Raw genomic sequence first — 23,087 nt, 5'->3', positions numbered from 1 at the left:
GAGACGTGCGCTCCGTAGACTACCTCGCATGGAATTGACGTACTTCTCCTCCGCCTTCTGTGAGCCCTGCATGCAGACCCGGGCGGTCCTGGCCGAGGTCGAACGCCTCGTGCCCCAGGCGACCGTGCGTGAGCTCGACGTGGTGCGGGACGTCGCGGAAGCCGAGGCCGACGGCATCCGGATCACCCCCACGGTGATCATCCGGGACGCGGCCGGGATCGAGGTCTTCCGGGCCACGGGTGTGCCGACACTCGCCCAGGTGCTCGTGGCGGCCGCGAAGGCCGTTTGAGCGCCGGCGGGCCGGGTCTGCGGTATCGTTGATCGTTCTTCGCCCCCGTAGCTCAGTGGATAGAGCAGCGGCCTTCTAATCCGCTTGTCGTAGGTTCGATTCCTACCGGGGGCACCGCACAACACCCGTGAATCCTGTTGCCCTACCCTCGGTTTGGTAGATTCGGGAAATGCGAGAACTACAGGCGCGAATCATCGCGGAGCTGAACGTGTCCCCCCATATCGATGCATCCTCCGAGGTTCGCCGCAGAGTGCAGTTCCTCGCGGACTACCTGGTCCGAACGGGGGCACAGGGCCTCGTGCTCGGCATCAGCGGGGGTCAGGATTCCAGCCTGGCCGGCCGTCTGTGCCAGCTGGCCGTGGAGCAGCTCGCCGAGGCGGGACATTCGGCCATCTTCCAGGCCGTGCGCCTGCCGTACCGGGTGCAGCGGGACGAGGAGGACGCGCAGCTCGCCCTGGAATTCATTCGTCCTGCGTCGACCGTCACCTTCGACATCAAGCGCGCCGTCGACGGCATCGAAGCGGAATTCGCCAATGCGACGGGCCGCCCGCTGCCGGACTTCGACAAGGGAAACGTCAAGGCCCGGGTGCGCATGGTCGCCCAGTATGCCCTCGCCGGCTCGGCCGGCCTGCTGGTCGTGGGCACCGACCACGCCGCCGAGGCGGTCACGGGATTCTTCACCAAGTACGGCGACGGCGGCACGGACATCCTGCCGCTGACCGGATTGACCAAGCGTCAGGGGCGAGCGCTTCTGGTCGAGCTGGGGGCGCCGGACCGGTTATACCTCAAGGCGCCGACTGCCGACCTTCTCGACGACAACCCCGGCCAGACCGACGAGGCCAACCTGGGGTTGCGGTACGAGCAGATCGACGACTTCCTGGAGGGGCTGCCCGTCGACGATCTCGTCGCCGAGACGATCGAGAACCGCTACCTCGGCACCGAGCACAAGCGCCAGGTCCCGGCATCAATGTTCGACGAGTGGTGGCGCTGACTCGTGAGAGCTGTGAGCCGCCGCCTCGCTCGGGAGAGCGGCGGCGGCTCACGGACGTCTAGCTCTGGAGCGGGGTGGGGCGCACTTCCAGTGCCTGCACGTCGTCGAGGAGGCGCTGGGTCTCCGTCGACGCCGAGGCCGTTCCAGACGCGTACTGGAGCGGGGCAGGCACGGGCGCGGCCGGCGCGGCGGTGAACTGGTCGTGGTGCTGCTGGGCGGTCCAGGCATCCTGCTCGGCGAGGAGGTTCTTCTCGGTGCTGTTCTTGGAGACCTTCCACCGGTCGAGGTCGCTCTGGAAGATCTTGCGGGTGCGGCCCGGCTTGTCCTGCCATTCGACCAGGCGGTCGCGGAACTCGAGCAGCGCGGGCTCGAGCTGGTACCCGAACGTGGCCGAGGTGCGCTTGAGCTCAGCGAGTTGATGCGCGGCCCAGTTCGCGGCGACGCCCGAACCCTTGATCGGCAGGAGGCGCAGCTGCACGTCGGCCTGGCCCACCGCGCGGTCCGCCATGACCTGCTCCTGCGGCGTGAGCGAGTTCCAGACGGATGCCTCGGTCGCGGCATCCACGAGGGTGCCGATCACGGCCGCCTTGAGAGCCCGGTCGTTCTGCGCCAGGAGGCGTTTGATCGCCCCGCGGGAGATCACCGCCGCCAGAAGGCTGGCGACGACGATCGAGACGATGAGCACCACGGCGCTGAAAACCATGGACTGATTGCTGGCTGCCGTGAGCCAGGATACGAAACTATTCCACCACTGCATGAGCGCACTTTACCGGCGTCTCGGCCTGATCTCCGGGAGCGGCGCGGCGTGCCCTGCGGAGAGGTGCGCGCCGTCAGCGGAAGCAGTCGGCCGCGTCGTCGATGCGCCAGAACGAACCGACGTTCATTGTGCGGGTGGCGGCGAGCAGGCGCCGCGCGGCGAAGTAGTCGCCGTCGACCTCGGTGCGCCGCTCGATGTGCCCGAGCACCATGCCGGACCGGTTCGAGACCCGCCAGAGGCCGTCTTTCACGGGAACGAACTGCAGACCGCGGATGACCGGCAGTCGGGGAAGTGGGGACGCTGGTGTGGACATGGAATTCTCCGAGATCGACCGTACGCGGGTGAGGGTTCCCTCAGGCTACGGAGAGCCACCGACAGTGGTTTCGGCGCTACCGCAGAGGTCCGTTCAGCAGAACCATGTCCTGGCTGGCCAGGTCGAGGTCCACAACCCGGTTCGGACGTGCGGTCTGGGCGACGACGATGCCCGCGAGCACAAGGACCACCCCCGCCATCTGCAGCCCGTCGAGGGACTCGCCGAGCCAGAGGAACGCGAACGCGAAGGCGAAGATCACCTCCGAGGCAGACACGATGCCGGCCGCCGTGGCAGTCAGTCGGCCGAGCGCCATGTACGAGAACAGATACGGGGCGAAGGAGCCGAACACGCCGTTCCACAGCGTCAGCAGCCACAGCGGGAGAGACACCGCCCCGAGGTTGCCGTTCAACGCGACATCCTGAACCAGGGTCTGCGGCTCGACCTGCCACCAGGCGCTGAACACGAGCCAGAAAGCGCTGGCGAAAAGCATGGACCAGAACGACACGGCCAGTGGCGAGGTCGCGGCGACCTGCCGCTCCCCGACCAGGAAGTACACGGCCAGGCAGATTGCGGCGAGGATTCCCGCCAACACACCCAGGTCAGAGAGGGTGCTGGCCCAGATCTGGGCGACGACGGCCATGCCGATCAGAACGCAACCGATGGCCAGCCAGATGCGGGATTTGACCCGCTCCTTGAAGACGAATCGGGCGACCAGGGCGACGATCAGCACCCCGGTGTACTCGAGCATGAGTGCGATGCCCACCGGCAGCAGACTGATCGCCACTGCGTAGAACCACTGGATCAGGGCGACCCCGGCCACCCCCAGGACGGCCATCACCGCGAGCTGGCGCAGGCTGATGCGGAACGCCCGCCGGTTGGTCACGAGCAACAGACCGCCGGCCAGGAGGGCGACGACCGTGACCCGGAAGAAGGTCAGCTGGGCCGGGGACAGGCCCGCATTCACGATCACCTTGGTGGTGCTGCCGTTGAGGCCGAAGAGCAGCGACGCGAGGAGAGCGTAGAGGTAGCCCACTTCGCTCAGCCCAGACCGGTGCCGTGCACGGCGTACGGTTCGATCTCCTCGATTTCGATCTGGGTGAGGGGCGGGGCATCCAGGGCCGCCACGGTCTGCTCGAGCTGGTTCAGGCTGCTTGCGCCGACCAGCACACTGGTCACCGACGGCTGGCGCAGGATCCAGGTGACCGCCAGCTGGGCCAGCGTCTGGCCGCGCGCGGCAGCAATCTCGTTGAGGGCGCGGGCACGGCCCTGGTAGGTGTCGGTGAGAACGTCCTCCGACAGGAAATCGCTCGTCGCGACCCGCGAGCCTGCCGGAACGGTGCCGTCCAGGTAGCGGTCGGTGAGAAGTCCCTGTGCGAGCGGCGAGAAGACGATGCTGCCCATGCCGAGCTCGTCGAGCACGGGGAAGAGCCCGTCTTCGATGTGGCGGTCGAACATCGAGTAACGCGGCTGGTGGATCAGGAGGGGGATCTTGTGCTCGGCCAGCGCCGCCGCCGCGGCCCGCGTCTGCTCGGGGGTGTAGCTGGAGATGCCGACATAGAGGGCCTTTCCCTGCTGCACCGCCGACGCCAGCGCGCCCATGGTCTCCTCGATGGGAGTCTCCGGGTCCGGCCGGTGGGAGTAGAAGATGTCGACGTAGTCGACGCCGAGCCGGCCCAGGCTCGCGTCGAGGGAGGAGAGCAGGTACTTGCGAGAACCGAAATCGCCGTAGGGGCCCGGCCACATGTCGTAGCCGGCCTTGCTGGAAATGATCATCTCGTCGCGGTAGGCCCGGAAATCTTCGGCGAAGATGCGGCCGAAGTTGGTCTCGGCGGCTCCGGGAGGAGGACCGTAGTTGTTGGCCAGGTCGAAGTGGGTGACCCCCAGGTCGAAGGCACGGCGCAGGATGGCGCGTTGGGTCTCGATCGGGCGCTCGTGGCCGAAGTTGTGCCAGAGGCCGAGAGACAGCGCCGGCAGTTTGAGGCCGCTCCGTCCGGCGCGTCGGTAGGTCATGTCGGCATAGCGGTTCTCAGCTGGAACGAAGGTCATGCCGTTACTCTAGGGGTGTGCAAACTTTTGTGGTCGCAGGTGGATGTTTCTGGTGTCTCGATGCCGTGTATCGGGTGTTGCGTGGCGTGAGCGAGGTGGTTTCCGGGTACACCGGGGGCACGGCTCAACGGCCCACGTATGAGTCGGTGTGCACGGGCCGTACCGGCCATGCCGAGGCCATCGCCGTGACGTTCGACCCGGAGGTCATCCCGGCCAGCGTCATCCTCGACGTGTTCTTCTCGCTGCACGACCCGACCCAGCTGAACCGCCAGGGCGCCGACGTGGGCACCCAGTACCGGTCGGCGATGTTCTATACCGACGACGAGCAGAAGCGGCTCTTCGAAACCGCTCGCACTCGCGCCGCCGAATGGTGGGGCGGCGGCATCGTCACCACGATCGAGCCGCTCGGCGAGTACTTCGTGGCCGAGGACCACCACCAGGAGTTCTTCGCCAAAAACCCGGGTCAGGGCTACTGCATGGCCGTCGCGCTGCCCAAGGTGAACAAGATCCGCAAGTCCTACGCCGAATACCTCCTCTAGCAGCGCGAGTTCGTGTATTCGTAGGCGGCGAGTATCGCTCAGCGCGGCGAAATGAACGGGTTTTCTAGCTGCCGTGCCAGCGCCGCCGAGACCGCCGTGCGGAAACCCGGAGCCAAACGAATTCGACGGAGATTTTGCCCAAAGCGGCACTAGAAGCTGGGAAAGAGCGCTTTCACAGGAGAATCTCCGTCGAATTGGTTCGACACCGACCGCGGCGCGCACCCGGACCCTCTCCTTCAGAAGCGCGCCCAGCCCTCCCCAGATGCGGGGGGCGGTCATTCGGCACAGGTTCCGGATGCCGCGGCCGGGCGTCGTTCTGCCGCCGCACACTCGGAATACGCGATCTGGGGCGGCGGAGACAGGCACGAGCTGTCGCTCCAGGTCGCGTGTTCCGGGCATTCGTCCGGGGCTCACAGGATGAGGGAGACCGTAATGAGCGACAGCATCACCGTGACCGGAATCGTGGCCACCACGCCCCGTCACCTCGTGACCAGTTCGGGGCTGGCCATCACGTCGTTTCGGCTGGCATCAAGCCAGCGTCGCTTCGACCGTGTGAAACAGACCTGGGTTGACGCCGAGACCAACTGGTACACGGTGTCCTCCTTCCGGCAGCTCGCCCACAACGTGGAGCGCTCGGTGCAGAAGGGTGAGCACGTAGTCGTGGCGGGGCGGTTGCGCATCCGGCCGTGGGAAAATGCCGACCGCAACGGTACCTCGGTCGAGGTCGAGGCAGAGACCGTCGGGCACGACCTGGCCTGGTGCAGCACCGTCTACACGCGCTCGCCGCCGCCCGGCGCAGCGTCGGCGCCACATCCGACCGAGCCCACGGACGGCTTCCTACCTGCCGATACTGACGACGCACCCCCGATGCGCGACGAGGCAGAGTCCGCGGCGCTTGTCGGGGTCGATTCCTGACGGCGGCAACTCGGCACAGTGTCCGGCACGGTCACCAGCACAGTCACCGGGACAGTCACCGGCACAGTCACCGGCACAGTCACCGGAATAAACTCTCGGGGACACGGGGCATCTGGCAGACTCAGAGGTCTGACCGCACCGCGGTCGCGGAAGGACCACGTGCCGGCACGATCAGATCGGGAAACCCGGAGACGTCGAACCGGCATCCGTTCCCCACGCACCGGTAGCGCGTTGCTGCTCGGGCTGGCCGTCACGGTCAGCCTCGCGGCCTGCTCGGCGGCACCGGCCGCGACTCCCTCGAGCACGGCCACGGCGTCGGCGTCGGCTCGTCCGACCGCGAGCGCGGCGCCCATACCCGCGCCGCAGCTACAGCCGGAGAAGGATGCCGCGGCGAACCTGGCCTACTTCGACAGCGTCGCCACGGCGGTCGTCACCGCCGACGAGAATGCCGGCGGGCGGGCATTCGTGGACGCGCTGGGGGCCTCCGGCTTCGACCGGGCCCAAATGGAGGTTACCTTCGACGAGACCAACATCGACCTCCCAGCGGACTCTATCCAGTTCTCCGTTCGGTTCAACGGCGAATGCCTGATCGGGCAGAACGGACCGGCCACGGGCGGGTACCACAGCGCGGTCACGGCGATCCTCGCATCCGGAACGTGTCTGGTCGGGGCCACCCGGCAAATAGACTGGTAAGTACTATGGCTGAATTTATCTACACGATGGTCCGCGCTCGCAAGGCGGTCGGCGACAAACTGATCCTCGACGACGTCACCATGTCATTCTTCCCCGGCGCCAAAATCGGTATCGTGGGGCCGAACGGCGCCGGAAAATCCACGATTCTGAAGATCATGGCCGGGCTGGACACCCCCAGCAACGGCGAGGCGAAGCTCTCGCCCGGCTACTCGGTCGGCATCCTGATGCAGGAGCCCGAACTCGACGAGACCAAGACTGTCCTCGAGAATGTGCAGGAGGGCGTCGGCCCGATCAAGGCCAAGGTCGACCGGTTCAACGAGATCAGCATCGCGCTCGGCGAACCCGACGCGGACTTCGACGCACTGCTGGCCGAAATGGGCACGCTGCAGGAGGCCATCGACGCCGCCGACGCGTGGGACCTCGATTCCCAGCTGGAGCAGGCCATGGACGCCCTCCGCACCCCGCCGGGCGATTACTCCGTCGCCGACCTCTCCGGCGGTGAGAAGCGCCGCGTGGCGCTGACCAAGCTGCTGCTGCAGAAGCCCGACCTGCTCCTCCTCGACGAGCCCACCAACCACCTTGACGCCGAAAGCGTGCTCTGGCTCGAGCAGCACCTGGCCCAGTACCCCGGCGCCGTTCTCGCCGTCACCCACGACCGGTACTTCCTCGACCACGTGGCCGAGTGGATCGCCGAAGTCGACCGCGGCCACCTGTACCCCTACGAGGGCAACTACTCGACCTACCTCGAGAAGAAGCAGGAACGACTGCTCATCGCGGGCAAGAAGGACGCAAAGATGGCCAAGCGCCTCGCGGACGAGCTCGAATGGGTGCGCTCGAATGCGAAGGGCCGCCAGGCAAAGTCGAAGGCGCGTCTCGCCCGCTACGAAGAAATGGCGGCAGCGGCCGAGAGCACCCGCAAGCTTGACTTCGAAGAGATCCAGATTCCCGTCGGCCCGCGCCTCGGCGCCCAGGTCATCGACGCCAAGAAGGTCAAGAAGGGCTTCGGCGACCGGGTCCTCATCGAGGATCTCTCCTTCACCCTCCCGCGCAACGGCATCGTCGGCATCATCGGCCCCAACGGCGTGGGCAAGACCACGCTGTTCAAGACGATTGTCGGCCTCGAGCCGCTGGACCTGGGTGAACTGAAGATCGGCGAGACGGTCGACATCTCCTACGTCGACCAGAGCCGCGCGGGCATCGACCCGAACAAGTCGCTCTGGGAGGTCGTCTCCGACGGCCAGGACTACATCCAGGTCGGCAAGACCGAGATCCCGTCGCGGGCCTACGTGTCCACATTCGGGTTCAAGGGTCCCGACCAGCAGAAGAAGGCCGGCGTGCTCTCCGGTGGTGAGCGCAACCGCCTCAACCTGGCGCTCACCCTCAAGCAGGGCGGCAACCTTCTGCTGCTCGACGAGCCCACCAACGACCTGGACGTCGAAACCCTCGGCTCGCTCGAGAACGCGCTCCTTGAATTCCCCGGCTGCGCCGTGGTCATCACCCACGACCGGTGGTTCCTCGACCGAATCGCCACGCACATCCTCTCCTATGAGGGAACCGACGAAGACCCGGCGAACTGGTACTGGTTCGAGGGCAACTTCGAGTCGTACGAGCAGAACAAGATCGAACGCCTTGGCCCGGATGCCGCGAAACCGCACCGGTCCGCGTACCGCAAGCTGACCCGCGACTAGGGCCCGCGATGAAGCTGCGCGTTCCGGTGAAGTTGCGCTGGTCGGATCTGGACGCCTACGGCCACGTCAACAACGCCGAGTTGTTGCGTGTGCTCGAGGATGCGCGCATCCAGGCGTTCTGGCCGGATGAAGACGGCGACGGCCCCGGGACGTTCGCCGGCACCGCCGTGCTGGACGGGCGCCCGGGCGCGGCGACGCTGACCCTGATCGCGCGGATGGAGGCCGAGTATCTGGCTCCGATTCCGTATCTGAGGCAGCCTCTGGACATCCGTCTCTGGCTCGGCAAGCTCGGCGGCGCCAGCCTCGAGGTCTGCTACGAGGTCTGGACTCCGATCGGCCTGGAGCCGGCGGTTCTCTTCGCGCAGGCGAGCACCACAATCGTGTTGGTGGACGCCGCGACAGAGCGGCCACGCAAGATCAACGAGGTCGAGCGCGCCGCTTGGGCTCCATACGTAGACGAACCCATCCGATTCACCCGGCGCGCGTCCCTGCCGGCGGAGTAGACCGACCCGGACGCAGTCCGCCTCAGCCTGCGGTGACGGCGTCGCCGGTGACGGTGACCTTCACCGACGCCAGCGGTTCGGTTGCCGGTCCGGCGAGAACCTCGCCGGTGGCACGGTCGAACTTCGAGCCGTGGCAGGGGCAGTCGAACTCGTCCTTTACCGCTTTGACCACGCAGCCCTGGTGGGTGCAGATCGCACTAAACGCCACCACGGTGCCGGCCGTGGGCTGGCTGATCAGGATGGGCTTGTCATCGAGAGAGGCCTCGATCGAGCCGCCCACGGGGATGTCGGCGAGCTTGGCTAACTCCACCGGGCCAATGTTGCCGGTGCCGGAGTCTTCGGCGCCGTCGGTGCTGCAGCCGACCAGCGCGACGGCGGTGCCGGCGGTGCCGAGCAGGAGCGCGGTGCGGCGGGAGATGTCGGTGGCGTTCGTCATGGTTCTCCTCGATCGGGCGGGCGTTCAGAGATGTTCATATACGTTCAGACACGTTCAGACACGTTCAGACACGTTCGGAGATGCTCAGAGACGCTCAGAGCATGTGAAAGAGGCTACTCTGCGTTCGTGGGCACGCGCAGCATGCCCTCCTGCGCGACCGTGGCGAGAAGCAGGCCCGCCCGGCTGTAGATGCTGCCGGTGGAGAGTCCGCGTCCACCCTGGGCGGTCGGGGAATCCTGTACGTAGAGCATCCACTCGTCGACCCGGCCGAAGCGGTGGAACCACATGGCGTGGTCCAGGCTCGCAACCTTGAGCCCGGGTGTGGCCCAGGCCACGCCGTGGCGGCGCATGACAGGCTCCATGATCGAGTAGTCGCTGGCGTATGCCAGCGCGGCGCGGTGCAGGTCAGGGTCGTCGGGCAACGGGCCCATGGTCTTCATCCACACGGCCTGGCGAGAGGTGTGCTCGCCGTTCACCTTGAGGTAGATCGGCGACGGCAGGTGCCGCATGTCGAACGGACGCTCGTTCGCCCAGTAGCGGGCGATGGAGTGGTCGACCTGGGCCAGGGCATCCGCCGCCGTCGGCAAGGACTCCGGGTCGGGCATATCGGTCGGCATCTCGATCTGGTGCTCGAGGCCTTCATCATCGTCCTGGAACGAGGCGATCATCGACAGGATCGGGTGCCCGTCCTGATAGGCCTGCGTGCGGCGGGTGGAGAAGGATCGGCCGTCGTGGATGCGATCGACGGAGAAGGTGATCGGCTGGCCCACGTCGCCGGGGCGGAGGAAATAGCCGTGCATCGAGTGCACATGGCGGTCGTCGGGAACCGTGCGCATCGCGGCAACCAGTGACTGGGCGAGCACCTGCCCGCCGAAAACGCGGCCGAGCGGCATCCACTGCGACGGCCCGGTGAAGATGTCCTCGCTGGTGCGGGCGCCCGTGTCGGTGAGGTCCAGGGCGGTTAGAAGGCCCTCCATCGGCAAGTCCATGTGGCCTCCTCAGGCGCGTGGCGGAGCAGACGCGCGCGCCGGTGTGACGCGCGCCGTACCTTGGTAGTTTAGGAGCAGATGAGTAAATCATTTTCTCTCCCAGAGTCCCTGTCCCTTCGCGACCTCCAGGTCTACCTCTCCCGCGCTAGCCGGGTGGAGGACGGTTCCGTGCGCCTCATTCAGGCCGCGGGGGTGCTCGCTGTCTACACCGCGATCCTCTACCCGCGCGGTCTCCTCGACTCCAGCCCGACCGTGCTGGGCCTGCGCACCTTCGCGCTCACCGCACCGGTCGAGCTCGACGCGGTCGTTCCCGTGCGCTCCCTGCTGGACCGCCTCGCCCGCCTCACCGCGGCCGTGCTGGAGGACGAGGCGACAGTGACCGTAACCGTGCCGCTGGAAGTGACCACCGTGACCTGGGCCGGTATCTCGCCGCCCCAGGGCGGCTGGACCCTGCTCGGTGAAACGGATGCCGCCCTGCTCGACGGTGCGGCGCAGGCAGGCATTGAGGAAGTCGCCGCCGTCATCCCGGCGGGGACCGGCGGGCAGATCGTGCAGCGGGTGCGCTCCGAAGTCTGGAGCCGCCCGATCTCCGGCCTGGAAATCGTGCCGGCCGGCGCCGCCTTCGCGGCCGTCAGCCTCGGCTTCCTTTCGAAAAACGAGCCCGTGCGCCTGTTCGAGACGGGCCTGTGGACCCGGCTGAGCACGAGCCGCGGCCACATCCTCGTGCGTCGCAAGCCCTGGTCGCTGAGCCGCTGACTATTCGCTGGGTGTTCGCACCGTGCCCCGAACGAATTCGACGGAGATTTTGGCCGGATCGGCGTTAAACTGACCGAAAATCGGCTCAAACATCAAAATCTCCGTCGAATTGGTTCGACACCGGTCGCTGACTCGGCGACACGCGGGCGTCCTGCCACAGCCGGGTGAGCACGTCGGCCGCCGGTTCTGCGCGGGCAGAGCGGAAGCCGGTGCCCGCCCAGAGGGCGAGCCCGTCGGCGTCGCCGCGTCGACCCGCATCCGCCCTGAGGCCACTGGTGAGATGGTTCACCTGAGGATAAGCCCGGGGCGCGGTGGCGTCGTGCTCGATGATGAACGCGTTGCGCAGCCCCCGTGCCGGACGCCCGGAGAACGCGCGCGTGACCACGGTGCGATCAAAGTTCGGGTCGACGAGCGCGTCCTTGTGCGCCTGCTGGGCGCCGGACTCCGCGGTGCGGAGGAACGCCGTGCCCAGTTGCACGGCGTCCGCGCCGGCCGCCAGGAGCGTCGCGATCCCGGCACCGGAGTGGATGCCCCCGGCCGCGATGAGCGGCAGAACCGCCAGGTCCGAAATGGCGCGGACCAGTTCGATCAGGGGAGTGGTCTCCGGTTCTTCGGCCGTCGTGAAGGTCGCCCGGTGTCCGCCTGCTTCCGGGCCCTGCACGCAGAGCACATCGACTCCGCGTTCCTCCGCGAGAACCGCCTCTCGAACCGAGGTGACCGTGGCGATCACGCACGCGTCGACGGCGTGCAAACCGTCCACGGTATCGGCCGGCGGCAACCCGAAGGTGAACGACACCACGGGGACTCGGTGCCCGATGAGAAGGGCCACCTTGGCGGAGAACCAGTCATCGTCCGCGGCCAGTGTCGGGGGCAATTCCACGCCGTGTTCCAGCGCGGTCGCTGTCAGGCTCCGGCGGTAGGCATCGACTCCGGCCTGGTCGGTCAGTGGCGGCCCGGGAACGAACACGTTCACGCCGTACGGCGGCCGCGAGCCCTGGTGCACGTCGGCGATCTGCCGGGCCAGCGCATCCGGGGTCTTGTACCCGGCGGCCAGGAACCCGAGGCCGCCCCCCGCGCTGAGGCTGCGCACCAGGGCCGGGGTGGATGCGCCACCGGCCATGGGTGCCGCGATGATCGGAATGCGAAGGTCCTTCAGGCTGAACATTGTCTCTTTCCGGTGTGTGGGTGCTTACGTCACAGTGTGCGAGCCGCCTCGTGCGTGCGGTGTTTCCGGCCTATCCCGCCGACGCCAGCAGCGCCGCCCAGAGGTCGGCGCGGGCGTGGAAGGCGCCGAGGTCCCGCCCGAGCAACTGCTCGGCGTGGCTGATCCGGCCGCGCACGGTGTGTCGGTGCACGCCGAGCTCCGTCGCGGCCGGGCCGAACTGGCCGTTGCGCTCGAGCCACACCCGCAGGGTGGGGAGCAGCGCCGTGCCGTGGGCGGCATCGTGGTCGGAGAGTGGCCGGAGGGTAGCGCGGCCGACCTCCGAGGCATCCGTTCGGGCCAGGAACGCGAGCACGCCCTGCCGTGAGATCACCTCGAATTCGACGATGCCCGCTGCACCTTCGTGGGCGCGCTCGAGCGCCTGTCGGGCCTGGGCCGCCGCGTGCGGCAGGGCACGGTAGGCGCTCCGGTCGGAGACGCCCACGTGCAGCCCGAGGCCCACCAGCTCGGCGAGCACCGGATCGGCGGCGACATCGAGGACGAGCAGCACCTGGCCGCCGTCGCGGGCGAAGAACAGGTGCCCTGGGCGTTCCTCGACCCGCAGTTCGAGCAGCTCGGCCAGAGCGTCCAAGCGTTCGGGCGGCGGGGAGACGACGGCGACCCGTACCGGCTCGGCCGGGAGGGCACCCCAGAGCTCCCGGGAGATGCTCTGCACCAGCGGCAGGTCGCCGCCGAGCAGCGCCTGCAGCAGCCCGGACCGCAGGTGGCCGCGGGCGCGACCCTGGGCGCTGTTCTGCTCGAGCGCGAGCCCGGCGAGGGCGATGACGCTGGTCACCACCTGCTGGCTGGCCTGGTCGAGCAGGGTGCCGCCGCCGAGGGCCAGCACCCCGCGCAGCTGGCCCTGCCGCCCCAGGGTCTGCAGGGTCAAAGTCTCGCCGCCCTCGTCGAGGGTGGTGCCGGCCCGCTGCCCGCGGCGGAGCAGCCGGCCGGCCTCCGCCTGTACCCGCGGCAGGGCGGGGGAGGAGGCGGAACCGGAGAACGCGTCGCGGGGAAAGACCCGGTCGAGCGTGCCGCTCGCGTCGAAGAGCGCGACCCAGTGGCCCAGCTGCCGGGACAGCTCGCTAAGAATGTTGCTCAGGCCGTCGGGTCGGAGGGCCGCGTGCGAGATGGCCCGCTGGGCGTCCAGCGCCCAGGTGTTGCGGGCGTAGCGCAACTCGGCGACCAGGTCGCCGGCCGCGCGGGCCACCGCGATGAACGGAGTGTCATAGGGCACCTCGATCAGGGGCAGCCCCTCGGCAAGGCAGGCCGCAACGAGGGCCTCCGGCGTGCCGGCGCGCACGACCTCCGTGCCGAAGCCGAGACAGGCGATGCCGCGGGCCGTGAGCCGGCGCACGTAGTCGCGGTAGTAGGCATCCGTCATCGGGTCGGCGAACTGGGTGCCGGTGGTGAGGAGCACCTGGCTGGCTGAGAGAAACGGCGTCGGGTCGGCCAGGTCGGAGCCGTGCACCCACTCCACGGGCTGGTCGAGCGCGTGTGCCGGCAGCTGCGGCTCGGCCGTGAGCAGGTGCAGCTGGAGGCCAGGCTGGGCCAGCAGGCGGCGCACGGTGGGCAGAAGCGGCGGGGCCAGGTTCGGAGCCATGCGACGAGTGTACAACGTGGCGAAAGTTCACCCGCGCGTTGTACACGGTGCCGGATGTTGCGGGTGGCCGCCCTGCGTAGCCTTCTGGAATCGGTATCGTCGCCGGCCCCGCGCCGATGCAACAGCCAGCGAACTGGAGCAGCAATGACCCTCGTAGACGCCCTTTCTGTGATCCCGGTCGGCGGACCGTCCCTTCCCCAGGAACGCCGCCTCGTCACCGCCATCCCCGGCCCGAAGTCCCAAGAGCTCGGACGTCGCAAGATCGAGGCCGTCTCCGCCGGGGTGGGCGTGACCCTGCCTGCCTATATCGTCGCGGCCGGCGGCGGTGTGCTTGTTGACGTCGACGGCAACTTCCTGATCGACCTCGGCAGCGGCATCGCCGTGACCGGCATCGGCAACAGCGCCCCCGAGGTCGTGGCCGCCGTGGCCGCCCAGCTGGCCCAGTTCACGCACACGTGCTTCACCGTGACGCCCTATGACTCGTACATCGAGGTAGCCGAGACGCTCAACCGGCTCACCCCGGGCGACCACGCCAAGCGCAGCGCCCTGTTCAACTCCGGCGCCGAGGCCGTGGAGAACGCCGTCAAGATCGCCCGACACTACACCGGCAAGCAGGCCGTCGTCGCCTTCGACCACGCTTACCACGGCCGCACCACCCTGACCATGGGCCTCACCGCGAAGAACCAGCCGTACAAGAACGGCTTCGGCCCCTTCGCCGCGGAGATCTACCGGGCACCCACGTCGTACCCCTACCGCGACGCCGGACTCGACGGGGTCGGGGCCGCCCGGCGCGCCATTTCCCAGATCGAGAAGCAGGTCGGCGCCGACAACCTGGCCGCCCTGATCATCGAGCCGATCCAGGGTGAGGGCGGCTTCATCGTGCCCGCACCCGGCTTCCTTCCCACCCTGGTGGACTGGTGCCGCGCGAACGAGGTCGTCTTCATTGCCGACGAGGTGCAGACCGGATTCGCCCGCACCGGCGACCTCTTCGCCAGCAACCACGAGGGCATCGTGCCCGACCTGATGGTGATGGCCAAGGGCATCGCCGGCGGCCTGCCGCTCTCCGCCGTCACCGGCCGCGCCGAGATCATGGATGCGCCGCAGGTCGGCGGCATCGGCGGCACCTACGGCGGCAACCCGCTCGCCTGCGCCGCGGCCCTGGCCACCATGCGCAGCTATGAGACCGAGAACCTGGCCCAGCGCGCCCGTGAAATCGGCGCCATCCTGACCGGGCGGCTGAACGCCATCCGTGCCGTCGACAAGCGTGTGGGCGATGTGCGCGGCCGCGGCGCCATGATCGCCATCGAACTGGTCGACCCGGTGACCGGAGACCCGGATGCCGCCCTCACCGGCCGCGTCGTGGCCGCCGCTCACGCCTTGGGTGTCGTGCTGCTCACTTGTGGCACCTACGGCAACGTGATCCGCTTCCTGCCGCCTCTGAGCATCTCCGACGACCTCCTCGTCGAGGGCCTGCAGGTGCTGGCGAACGTGCTCGCCGCCGCATGAGCCCTGGCTCCGCGGTCTCCTGCCCGAACCCGACGGGGGTACAGGGCGATCAGTCATACTGGGGGAACGCCGCGGGGAGGGTGGCGGAAACGCCCTTTCTGCACGGCCTCCACCCCTGATCAAAACCTCATTCGCATCTCCCGTATCGCATCGGAAAGAGACTCATCGTGTCCACTCGTGAAACCGAACTGCTCGCCCGCGTCCCGGACGGCCTCTACATCAACGGCACCTGGCAGCAGGGCGGCGGTAAGGCCATCGAGGTCACCGACCCGGCGACCGGTGCTGTGCTCAAACGGATCGCGAACGCGGATGCCGCCGACGGCATCCGTGCCCTCGATGCGGCCGTCGAGGCGGCCGAGTCGTGGGCGGCTACCGCGCCGCGTACGCGGGCCGAGATCCTGCGCCGGGCCTTCGACCTGCTGCAGGAGCGCCGCGATGACTTTGCGCTGCTGATGACCATGGAGATGGGCAAACCTCTCGCCGAGGCCAATGGAGAGGTCACCTACGGCGGCGAGTTCCTGCGCTGGTTCAGCGAGGAGGCCGTGCGCATCAGCGGTCGCTTCGGGCTGAACCCGGAGGGAACCGGCACGATGGTTGTCTCTCAGTATCCGGTCGGACCGTGCCTGCTGATCACTCCGTGGAACTTCCCGCTGGCCATGGCCACCCGCAAGATCGCCCCCGCGCTCGCCGCCGGCTGCACGGTCGTCGTGAAGCCCGCCGAGCTGACCCCGCTGACCACCCTCTTCTTCGTGCAGCTGCTCGAAGACGCCGGGGTACCGGCCGGCGTCGTCAACGTGATCACCACGTCGACCTCTTCCGCCGTTGCCGGGCCGATCATCGCCGACCCCAGGCTGCGGAAACTCAGCTTCACCGGGTCGACCCCCGTGGGCCGCAAGCTCATTCAGCAGGCGGCTCAGGGTGTGCTGCGCACCTCGATGGAGCTCGGCGGCAACGCCCCGTTCGTCGTCTTCGAAGACGCCGACCTGGACAAGGCCGTCGAGGGCGCGATGCTCGCCAAGTTCCGCAACATCGGGCAGGCCTGCACCGCGGCCAACCGTTTCATCGTGCACGAGTCCGTCGCCGCCGAGTTCGCCCGCCGCCTGACCGAGCGAGTCGGCGCGCTGAAGATCGGCCGCGGCACCGAAGCCGGCGTCACCATCGGCCCGCTCGTCAGCGAGGCTGCCGTCGCCGGCACCGACGCCCTCGTGCAGGACGCGCTGGCCCACGGCGCCACCCTGCTCGCCGGCGGCAAGCGCCCCGAAGGCGCCGGCTCCTTCTACGAGCCCACCGTGCTGACGGACGTGGCCCCGGCCAGCGCCCTCCTGACCGAGGAGATCTTCGGCCCGGTCGTCGGCATCGTCACCTTCGCCGACGAGGCCGAGGGCGTGCGCCTGGCCAACTCCACCGAGTATGGCTTGATCAGCTACGTGTACACCCAGGACCTCGCCCGCGGGCAGCGGATGATCGCCAAGCTTGAAACTGGAATGATGGGTCTGAACACGGGCCTGGTCTCCAACGCGGCGGCACCGTTCGGCGGTGTCAAGCAATCCGGTCTGGGCCGCGAAGGCGGGCTCGAGGGCATCCAGGAGTACCTGTCCACCAAGTACACCCTCATCCCGGTCTCCTGACCGGCGACGTACCCGTTTTTCACCTGCTTCCCCACCACCAGAACGCAATGGAGCACTCCTTGAGCATCATCGAACGTGACATCGTCATTATCGGCGCCGGGGCATCCGGCCTGACCGCCGCGACCGAGCTGCGGAAGGCCGGCCTCACCGTGGCCGTGCTCGAAGCGCGCGACCGCGTCGGCGGCCGCCTCCACACCGACGACATCAACGGTGCCATGCTTGAGATCGGCGGCCAGTGGGTTTCGCCCGATCAGGACGCACTCAAGGAGACCATCGCCGAGCTGGGCCTCGAGACCTTCGCGCGGTACCGCGAGGGCGAAAGCGTCTACATCAACGCCGCGGGGGAGCGAACCCGGTTCGAGGGCGAGATCTTCCCGGTCTCGGCCGACACCGAGCGCGAGATGGTGGCCCTGATCGCCACTCTCGACGAGCTCGTGGACCAGATGGACCCCGACCGTCCCTGGGCACATCCGCGTGCGGTGGAGCTCGACCAGATCTCCTTCCGGCGCTGGCTGGAGCAGGAGACCGACGACCAGGAGGCCCGCGACAACATTAGCCTCTTCATCGCCGGAGCCATGCTGACCAAGCCGGCGCACGCTTTTTCCACGCTGCAGGCCCTCCTGATGGCGGCCAGCGCCGGCAGCTTCAGCAACCTCGTCGACGCCGACTTCATCCTCGACGAACGGGTCGTGGGCGGGCTGCAGCGGGTGCCGATCCTGCTGGCCGAGAACCTCGGTGACGACGTCTTCCTCGGGCAGGCCGCCCGCACAGTGCGCTGGGGCGACGCTGGTGTGAGTGTGCTCACCGACGACCTCGAGGTGCGTGCGCGTCGCGTGATCGTTGCCGTTCCTCCCGTGCTCTACACCCGGATCTCCTTCGATCCGCCGCTGCCGCGCCGCCAGCAGATGATGCACCAGCACCTCTCGATGGGCTTCGTGATCAAGGTGCACGCGGTCTACGAGACCCCGTTCTGGCGGGAGGACGGCCTCTCCGGCACGGCCTTCAGCCCCTACGAGCTCTCCCACGAGGCCTACGACAACACCAATTTCAACGACCCGCGCGGCACTCTGGTCGGCTTCGTCTCCGACGAGGCCGCCGACGGCGTGTTCACCGTCTCGGCGGAGGAGCGCAAGCAGCGCATCCTCACCTCGCTCTCGCACTACTTCGGCGAGAAGGCACTGACCCCCGTCGTCTACTACGAGAGCGACTGGGGCACGGAAGAGTGGACCCGCGGCGCCTACGCGGCGAGCTTCGACCTGGGCGGGCTGGCTCGCTTCGGCGCGGACCTGCGCACACCGGTCGGCCCGATCCTGTTCTCCTGCAGCGACCTCGCCGGAAAGGGCTACCAACACGTCGACGGCGCGATTCGGATGGGACGCGCAACGGCCGCGGAGATCGTCGCCGAGCTCGACTCGTAAAGCAGGCGCGGCGGCATCCGTCGGTCGGCCTGGTTCGGTCGGTCTGTGTCTCGCGGCGCAGATTGCAGAAGCGGGCGCACGGTAGAACGTGCGCCTGCGTCCCAAGGGTGCGCCGAGAGCGGGTGCGCTGCTACTCGTCGAAGGTGTTGAGCATCGCGAAGGCCGCGCGCTCGAGGTAGTCCCAGAGCTGGTCGCGCTGCAGCGGTGGCAGAGCGGCCTTGTCGACGGCGGCGCGCATGTGGTTCAGCCAGCGGTCGCGGGAATCCGGGTTCACCTTGAAGGGCTGGTGCCGTTGGCGCAGCCGCGGGTGGCCGCGCTGCTCGCTGTAGGTGGTCGGGCCACCCCAGAACTGCTCGAGGAACATGGTCAGACGCTCGGCGGCCGGGCCCAGGTCGTCCTCGGGGTACATCGGCTTCAGTACCGGATCGGTGGCGACGCCGCGATAGAACTCGTTCACCAGATTCTCGAAGAACGGCCTACCGCCGACCTGCTCGTAGAACGTGGGGCCGATCGCGGTGCCGTTCTCGCCCTCGCGCAGGTGGACCGCACCGGGCGTGGCAGGAGTGGGGGCGTCGGCGTCATTCATCATCGTGAGTCTCCGGATCCGGTGCCGTGTGAGTGGGTGCCTCGGTCTTGGGTGTCGGGGCCTTGGGTGCCTCGGTCTTCGGTGTCGGGGCCGTGGGCACAGCCGGGTCTGTACCGGAAACATCCGCTGACGCTGCGCGTGGGTGTGCCTCTTGGGGCAGCGCGGTCGCGGCGTTCTTGGGTCGGCGGGGTGCACGGGGAGCCTTTTTCTTCCGCACCGGGATCGGGGCGGTGAACGGGCCGGTGGTGAGGTCCGGCATGGCCGCGGCTGCTTCCGCGGCCGCGTCGGGCGTTCCCTCGGAGCCGGGGTCGGAGCCGGCGGCGACCGCGCCATCCGTGCCGGCCATGACCACGCTGTTGAGCGGAGTCAGACCGATGCCGAGCCCGTCCAGCGCCTTCTTCAGGTGCAGGCGCAGGTCGCGGGCGAAGTCCCACTTCGCCGCCACCCGGGTCTTGACGACGAGGCGCACGACGAGGGCCTCGGCGGAGATCGACTCGAGTCCCCAGATCTCCGGCTTCTCCAATATCACCGACCGCCACTTGCGGCTGGAGGCGAGCGCCTTCGCGACGCGCAGCAACTCGTTCTGCACCGCCTCGACATCGGACGAGTAGGGGATGGCGAGGTCGATGATCACGCGCGCCCAGCCCTGGGACATGTTGCCGACGCGCAGGATCTCACCGTTGCGCACGAACCACAGGGTGCCGTCGATGTCGCGCACCTGGGTGACACGGATGCCGACGGTCTCCACGACCCCGGAAGCGAAGCCCACGTCGACGATGTCGCCCACGCCGATCTGGTCCTCCACGACCATGAACAGCCCGTTCAGGATATCCTTGACGATGTTCTGCGCGCCGAAACCGAGACCGGCGCCGAGCGCGGCCGTCAGCAGGGCGAAAGAGCCCAGGATTTCATTGTTGATGATGTTGACGATCAGCAGGATCGTCACGATCAACAGGGTTACGTTGATGATATTCGAGAGCACCGAACCGAGGGTGCGGGTGCGCTGCACGACGCGCACGGCGGCTAGCGGCGAAACGCTCAGCGCCTGCGTGTCCTCCACGTTCTGGGTCTTCTTGACCCCCGTGACGATCTGTTGCACGACGCGGTCGATCACGAAGCGCAACACCCACCGGATGACCAGCGCGGCCACAATGATGACGACGATATTGATGACCCTGAGCCACAGGTCGATTTTGAAAAATTGAATCAGTTCAAGCCAGATTGCGTCAAAGTCCATAACGATCCGAGTCTACAGAGCCGCGTCCTGTCCAAGTCCTGAGTCCGCGGCTCCGCACCCAGCCGCACCCTGTTGAGCCCTGCCACCCGCCCGAACAAATTCGACGGAGATTTCCGCCCAGGTGACGAGCTGAACCGGTTTTGTGCGGCTCGGGGAGCAGAATCTCCGTCGAATTTGTTAGGGGCGAGGGTGGGAGCGGGGGTGGGGACGGGGGCGAGGGCGGATGCGGCGTGGGGCACGAACGGCGCGGGCGGGCGGATGCCTCGGCGCGGCTACTCCGCGTCGCGCGCCTGGGCGGCGAGGGCGCGTTCGACCCCGGCCAGGTTCTCGATCACCAGGCGACGCAGCGCGAGCGGCTCCGGGTTGGCGTCGAGCCACGTTCGCGTCGCGGTGACGAGCGCCCGGTCAGCCAGCGGCGCCGGGTACAGTCCGAGCACCAGCTTTTCCGCGATGGAGAAGCTGCGGGCGGCCCAAACCGGCTGCAACATGGCGAAGTACTGCTCGACGAACGGCTCCAGCAACGTGGTGTCGTTGGCCCGCAGGAAACCGGCTGCCGTGACCCGCACGATGGTGTTCGGCGCGGTGTCCACGTCGATCAGAGACGACCAGGCGGCCTGCTTGCCCTCCAGGGTGGGGATGGCGGCGCGGGCCTGCGCGGCCGACTGGGCGCCGGTCGCGGTGTTGTCCGCGGCCAGTGCTGCGTCGATCTCGACCGCGCCGGCCTTGCCTCCGGCCACGAGGGCGATGAGCAGCTCCCAGGAGAGGTCGGTGTCGATCTCGAGGCCGTCGAGCGGCGCCGTGCCACCCCGCAGCGCGGCAACGGATGCCAGCTGGCTGTCCGTGGTTGCGATGGCGGCGAAGAACTTCACGAACTGGAACTGCTCGTCGCTGCCGGCGTCGGCGTGGCGGGCGAGGGACCAGAGCGCGTCCCCGACCTCCTTGACTGTACTCGTGCGGAATTCCTCGGCGACGTAGTACGAGGCGGCGAGCACAACCTGGCCGAGCACGGTGCGCAGCGTGGTGGACTCGGATTCCGTCGCGACGTTGCCGAGCACAAGCGTGATGAAGTCGCGCGCCGAGGTCTCGGCGTCGCGGGTGGCGTCCCAGACCGCGCCCCAGATGATGGCGCGGGCGAGGGGGCTCTCGATCGCGGAGAGGTTCTCGAGGGCCACCTCCTGCGATGCCGGGTCGAGGCGGATCTTGGCGTAGGCCAGGTCATCGTCATTGAGCAGAACGAGGTCGGGTTGTTGGCGGCCGAGCAGTGACGGGACATCCGTCTGCTCGCCGTCGACGTCGATCTCGATCCGGTGAGTGCGCACCAGGGCGCCGTCCACCCGGTCGTAAAAGCCGATGGCGAGGCGGTGCGGGCGGATGGTGGGGTAGTCGGCCGCGGCGGTCTGCAGCACCGTGAAGCCGGTGATGGCGCCGGACTTGTCCACGGCGATCTCGGGACGCAGCGTGTTCACGCCCGCGGTCTCGAGCCACAGCTTCGTCCACTCGGTGAGATCGCGGCCACTGGAGGCTTCGAGCAGGGCCATCAGGTCGGTCAGCTCGGTGTTGCCCCACTGGTGCTTCTGGAAGTACGCGGCGACGCCGGTGAAGAATTCGTCGCGGCCGACCCAGGCCACGAGCTGCTTGAGCACGGAGCCGCCCTTGGCGTAGGTGATGCCATCGAAGTTGACCTGCACGTCTTCGAGGTCGTTGATCGTGGCGGTGATCGGGTGGGTGGAGGGCAGCTGGTCCTGCTTGTAGGCCCAGCTCTTCTCCATCACGGCGAAGGTGGTCCACGCTTCGGTCCACTCGGTGGCCTCGGCGGTTGCCATGGTCGACGCCCACTCGGCGAACGACTCGTTCAGCCACAGGTCGTTCCACCACTTCATGGTGACGAGGTCGCCGAACCACATGTGCGCCAGTTCGTGGAGCACGGTGACGACGCGGCGTTCCTTGATGGCGTCGGTGACCTTGGACCGGAACACGTACGTCTCCGTGAAGGTGACCGCGCCGGCGTTCTCCATGGCGCCCGCGTTGAATTCCGGCACGAACATCTGGTCGTACTTGTCGAACGGGTACGGGTAGTTGAACTTGCCCTCGAAGTATGCGAAGCCCTGGCGGGTCTTCTCGAACAGGTAATCCGCGTCGAGGAACTCGAACAGGCTTTTACGGCAGAAGAGCCCGAGCGGGATGACGCGGGCGTCGCTGGAGGTCAGCTCGCTGCGCACGACTGCGTAAGGACCGGCGACGAGGGCAGTGATGTAGCTGGAGATGGTGTGGGTGGGGGCGAATGCCCAGGTCTTGTGGCCGCTGCCGGCATCCGTCGGCTCGGGCGTGACGGAGTTGGAGATGACTTCCCAGGCGCCGGGGGCGGTGACGGTGAAGGCGAACGTGGCCTTGAGGTCGGGCTGCTCGAACACGGCGAAGACGCGGCGGGAGTCGGGCACCTCGAACTGGCTGTACAGGTAGACCTCGTTGTCGACCGGGTCGACGAAGCGGTGCAGGCCCTCGCCGGTGTTCGTGTACTCGGCGTCGGCGACGACGGTGAGCGTGTTCTCGGCGGCTAGGCCGTCGAGCTGAATCCGGATGCCGTCACTGACGACTGAGGGGTCGAGCGCGGCGCCGTTCAGCGTCACCGAGTGCACGGTGCGGGTGATCGCGTCGATGAAGGTGGACGCGCCGGGCGTCGCGGTGAAGTGCACCGTGGTCTCGCTGCCGAACGTTTCCGGTCCGGTCGTGAGGTCGAGGGTGACCTCGTAGCTCTGAACGGTGATGAGCGCGGCGCGCTCCTGGGCTTCGATCCTGGTGAGGTTCTCTCCGGGCAACGGTTTCTCCATCTCGGTTTCGCGGTCTGCACGCGCGCCGACGTTTGTGGCGCAGCGCACCGACAATCAGCCTAGCCAAGGAATATGGTGTCTGCACGAGGGTAAGCACCGACCCGCGGGCCGCGACGGACGACCGGTACCGTGAGTTTGCTGACGTGGGAGCGCGCGGCATGAGCGCCT

At 67.9% G+C, this 23,087-nt stretch carries 22 protein-coding genes and 1 tRNA gene; 12 read left to right on the top strand and 11 right to left on the bottom strand.

Annotated elements, in window-relative coordinates; translation table 11 throughout:
• The first annotated feature begins 28 nt into the window (after positions 1-28).
• The 3 genes from E3T40_RS10720 (at position 29) to nadE (ending at position 1,280) form a co-directional block, all read left to right on the top strand.
• Entirely contained in the window at positions 29-289 is a 261-nt protein-coding gene (locus tag E3T40_RS10720) for a thioredoxin family protein (RefSeq protein ID WP_104103273.1), read from the top strand.
• A 41-nt stretch (positions 290-330) separates the two neighbouring features.
• Positions 331-403, top strand: a tRNA-Arg gene (locus E3T40_RS10715).
• Between the two features lie 55 nt (positions 404-458).
• Positions 459-1,280 (top strand): ammonia-dependent NAD(+) synthetase, encoded by an 822-nt coding sequence (nadE, locus tag E3T40_RS10710; RefSeq protein WP_134543435.1) that lies wholly within the window; start codon positions 459-461, stop codon positions 1,278-1,280.
• Between the two features lie 58 nt (positions 1,281-1,338).
• On the opposite strand, the gene E3T40_RS10705 is transcribed toward nadE, so the two are convergent.
• From E3T40_RS10705 to E3T40_RS10690, 4 genes are all read right to left on the bottom strand, one after another.
• Positions 1,339-2,037 carry a hypothetical protein gene (locus E3T40_RS10705; protein WP_104103279.1) on the bottom strand — a complete coding sequence of 233 codons (699 nt, stop codon included), beginning with the start codon at positions 2,035-2,037 and terminating at the stop codon, positions 1,339-1,341.
• Positions 2,038-2,110: 73 nt separating this feature from the next.
• On the bottom strand, positions 2,111-2,350 hold the full coding sequence (locus tag E3T40_RS10700) for a DNA mismatch repair protein (protein ID WP_104170261.1): 240 nt from the start codon (positions 2,348-2,350) through the stop codon (positions 2,111-2,113).
• A gap of 76 nt (positions 2,351-2,426) precedes the next feature.
• The gene (locus tag E3T40_RS10695) at positions 2,427-3,383 is read right to left on the bottom strand and encodes a DMT family transporter (RefSeq protein WP_166786621.1); all 957 of its coding nucleotides are present in this window, start codon (positions 3,381-3,383) and stop codon (positions 2,427-2,429) included.
• A 5-nt stretch (positions 3,384-3,388) separates the two neighbouring features.
• Positions 3,389-4,396, bottom strand: coding sequence for an aldo/keto reductase (locus E3T40_RS10690; protein WP_134543432.1), 1,008 nt, complete (start codon positions 4,394-4,396; stop codon positions 3,389-3,391).
• Between the two features lie 17 nt (positions 4,397-4,413).
• On the opposite strand from E3T40_RS10690, the gene msrA reads away from it, so the two are divergent.
• From msrA to E3T40_RS10665, 5 genes are all read left to right on the top strand, one after another.
• Positions 4,414-4,935, top strand: coding sequence for a peptide-methionine (S)-S-oxide reductase MsrA (msrA, locus tag E3T40_RS10685; protein ID WP_134543430.1), 522 nt, complete (start codon positions 4,414-4,416; stop codon positions 4,933-4,935).
• A 432-nt stretch (positions 4,936-5,367) separates the two neighbouring features.
• Positions 5,368-5,850, top strand: a complete 483-nt coding sequence (locus tag E3T40_RS10680; RefSeq protein WP_104103293.1) for a single-stranded DNA-binding protein — start codon at positions 5,368-5,370, stop codon at positions 5,848-5,850.
• Between the two features lie 159 nt (positions 5,851-6,009).
• Entirely contained in the window at positions 6,010-6,543 is a 534-nt protein-coding gene (locus E3T40_RS10675; RefSeq protein ID WP_233194180.1) for a hypothetical protein, read from the top strand.
• 5 nt (positions 6,544-6,548) lie between these two features.
• Positions 6,549-8,231: an energy-dependent translational throttle protein EttA gene (gene ettA / locus E3T40_RS10670; RefSeq protein WP_134543428.1), complete on the top strand. Its 1,683-nt coding sequence runs from the start codon at positions 6,549-6,551 to the stop codon at positions 8,229-8,231.
• A gap of 8 nt (positions 8,232-8,239) precedes the next feature.
• Complete coding sequence (locus E3T40_RS10665; RefSeq protein ID WP_104170266.1) at positions 8,240-8,734, top strand: thioesterase family protein; 495 nt, start codon at positions 8,240-8,242, stop codon at positions 8,732-8,734.
• A gap of 22 nt (positions 8,735-8,756) precedes the next feature.
• On the opposite strand, the gene E3T40_RS10660 is transcribed toward E3T40_RS10665, so the two are convergent.
• Both E3T40_RS10660 and E3T40_RS10655 read right to left on the bottom strand, forming a co-directional pair.
• Positions 8,757-9,170 carry a ubiquinol-cytochrome c reductase iron-sulfur subunit gene (locus E3T40_RS10660; protein WP_104170267.1) on the bottom strand — a complete coding sequence of 138 codons (414 nt, stop codon included), beginning with the start codon at positions 9,168-9,170 and terminating at the stop codon, positions 8,757-8,759.
• 113 nt (positions 9,171-9,283) lie between these two features.
• Positions 9,284-10,159 carry an acyl-CoA thioesterase II gene (locus E3T40_RS10655; protein WP_233199239.1) on the bottom strand — a complete coding sequence of 292 codons (876 nt, stop codon included), beginning with the start codon at positions 10,157-10,159 and terminating at the stop codon, positions 9,284-9,286.
• A 78-nt stretch (positions 10,160-10,237) separates the two neighbouring features.
• On the opposite strand from E3T40_RS10655, the gene E3T40_RS10650 reads away from it, so the two are divergent.
• Positions 10,238-10,915 (top strand): hypothetical protein, encoded by a 678-nt coding sequence (locus E3T40_RS10650; protein ID WP_104170268.1) that lies wholly within the window; start codon positions 10,238-10,240, stop codon positions 10,913-10,915.
• 85 nt (positions 10,916-11,000) lie between these two features.
• Here the strand turns inward: E3T40_RS10650 and E3T40_RS10645 are convergent, their stop codons facing one another.
• Positions 11,001-12,080, bottom strand: a complete 1,080-nt coding sequence (locus E3T40_RS10645; RefSeq protein WP_104170269.1) for a nitronate monooxygenase family protein — start codon at positions 12,078-12,080, stop codon at positions 11,001-11,003.
• Between the two features lie 70 nt (positions 12,081-12,150).
• Positions 12,151-13,716 carry a PucR family transcriptional regulator gene (locus tag E3T40_RS10640; protein WP_104170270.1) on the bottom strand — a complete coding sequence of 522 codons (1,566 nt, stop codon included), beginning with the start codon at positions 13,714-13,716 and terminating at the stop codon, positions 12,151-12,153.
• Positions 13,717-13,860: 144 nt separating this feature from the next.
• Between E3T40_RS10640 and gabT the strand changes: the two genes are divergently transcribed.
• From gabT to E3T40_RS10625, 3 genes are all read left to right on the top strand, one after another.
• Entirely contained in the window at positions 13,861-15,222 is a 1,362-nt protein-coding gene (gene gabT / locus E3T40_RS10635) for a 4-aminobutyrate--2-oxoglutarate transaminase (protein ID WP_104170271.1), read from the top strand.
• Positions 15,223-15,386: 164 nt separating this feature from the next.
• A complete protein-coding gene (locus tag E3T40_RS10630; protein WP_104103314.1) occupies positions 15,387-16,850 on the top strand; it encodes an NAD-dependent succinate-semialdehyde dehydrogenase in 1,464 nt (487 codons plus the stop codon).
• Positions 16,851-16,909: 59 nt separating this feature from the next.
• On the top strand, positions 16,910-18,268 hold the full coding sequence (locus E3T40_RS10625; protein ID WP_241981747.1) for an NAD(P)/FAD-dependent oxidoreductase: 1,359 nt from the start codon (positions 16,910-16,912) through the stop codon (positions 18,266-18,268).
• A gap of 130 nt (positions 18,269-18,398) precedes the next feature.
• Here the strand turns inward: E3T40_RS10625 and E3T40_RS10620 are convergent, their stop codons facing one another.
• From E3T40_RS10620 to pepN, 3 genes are all read right to left on the bottom strand, one after another.
• On the bottom strand, positions 18,399-18,857 hold the full coding sequence (locus E3T40_RS10620) for a globin (RefSeq protein WP_369828393.1): 459 nt from the start codon (positions 18,855-18,857) through the stop codon (positions 18,399-18,401).
• Complete coding sequence (locus E3T40_RS10615; protein WP_104195207.1) at positions 18,847-20,091, bottom strand: mechanosensitive ion channel family protein; 1,245 nt, start codon at positions 20,089-20,091, stop codon at positions 18,847-18,849. The genes E3T40_RS10620 and E3T40_RS10615 overlap by 11 nt, the downstream gene beginning before the upstream one ends.
• Positions 20,092-20,363: 272 nt before the next feature.
• Positions 20,364-22,907: an aminopeptidase N gene (gene pepN, locus E3T40_RS10610; protein ID WP_134543426.1), complete on the bottom strand. Its 2,544-nt coding sequence runs from the start codon at positions 22,905-22,907 to the stop codon at positions 20,364-20,366.
• Positions 22,908-23,087 lie beyond the last annotated feature (180 nt).

The sequence above is a fragment of the Cryobacterium sp. TMT1-19 genome (genome assembly GCF_004403055.1).
Taxonomy (GTDB): domain Bacteria; phylum Actinomycetota; class Actinomycetes; order Actinomycetales; family Microbacteriaceae; genus Cryobacterium; species Cryobacterium sandaracinum.
Note: the sequence above shows the minus strand (reverse complement) of the source record. Positions and strands in the feature narration are given on the sequence as shown.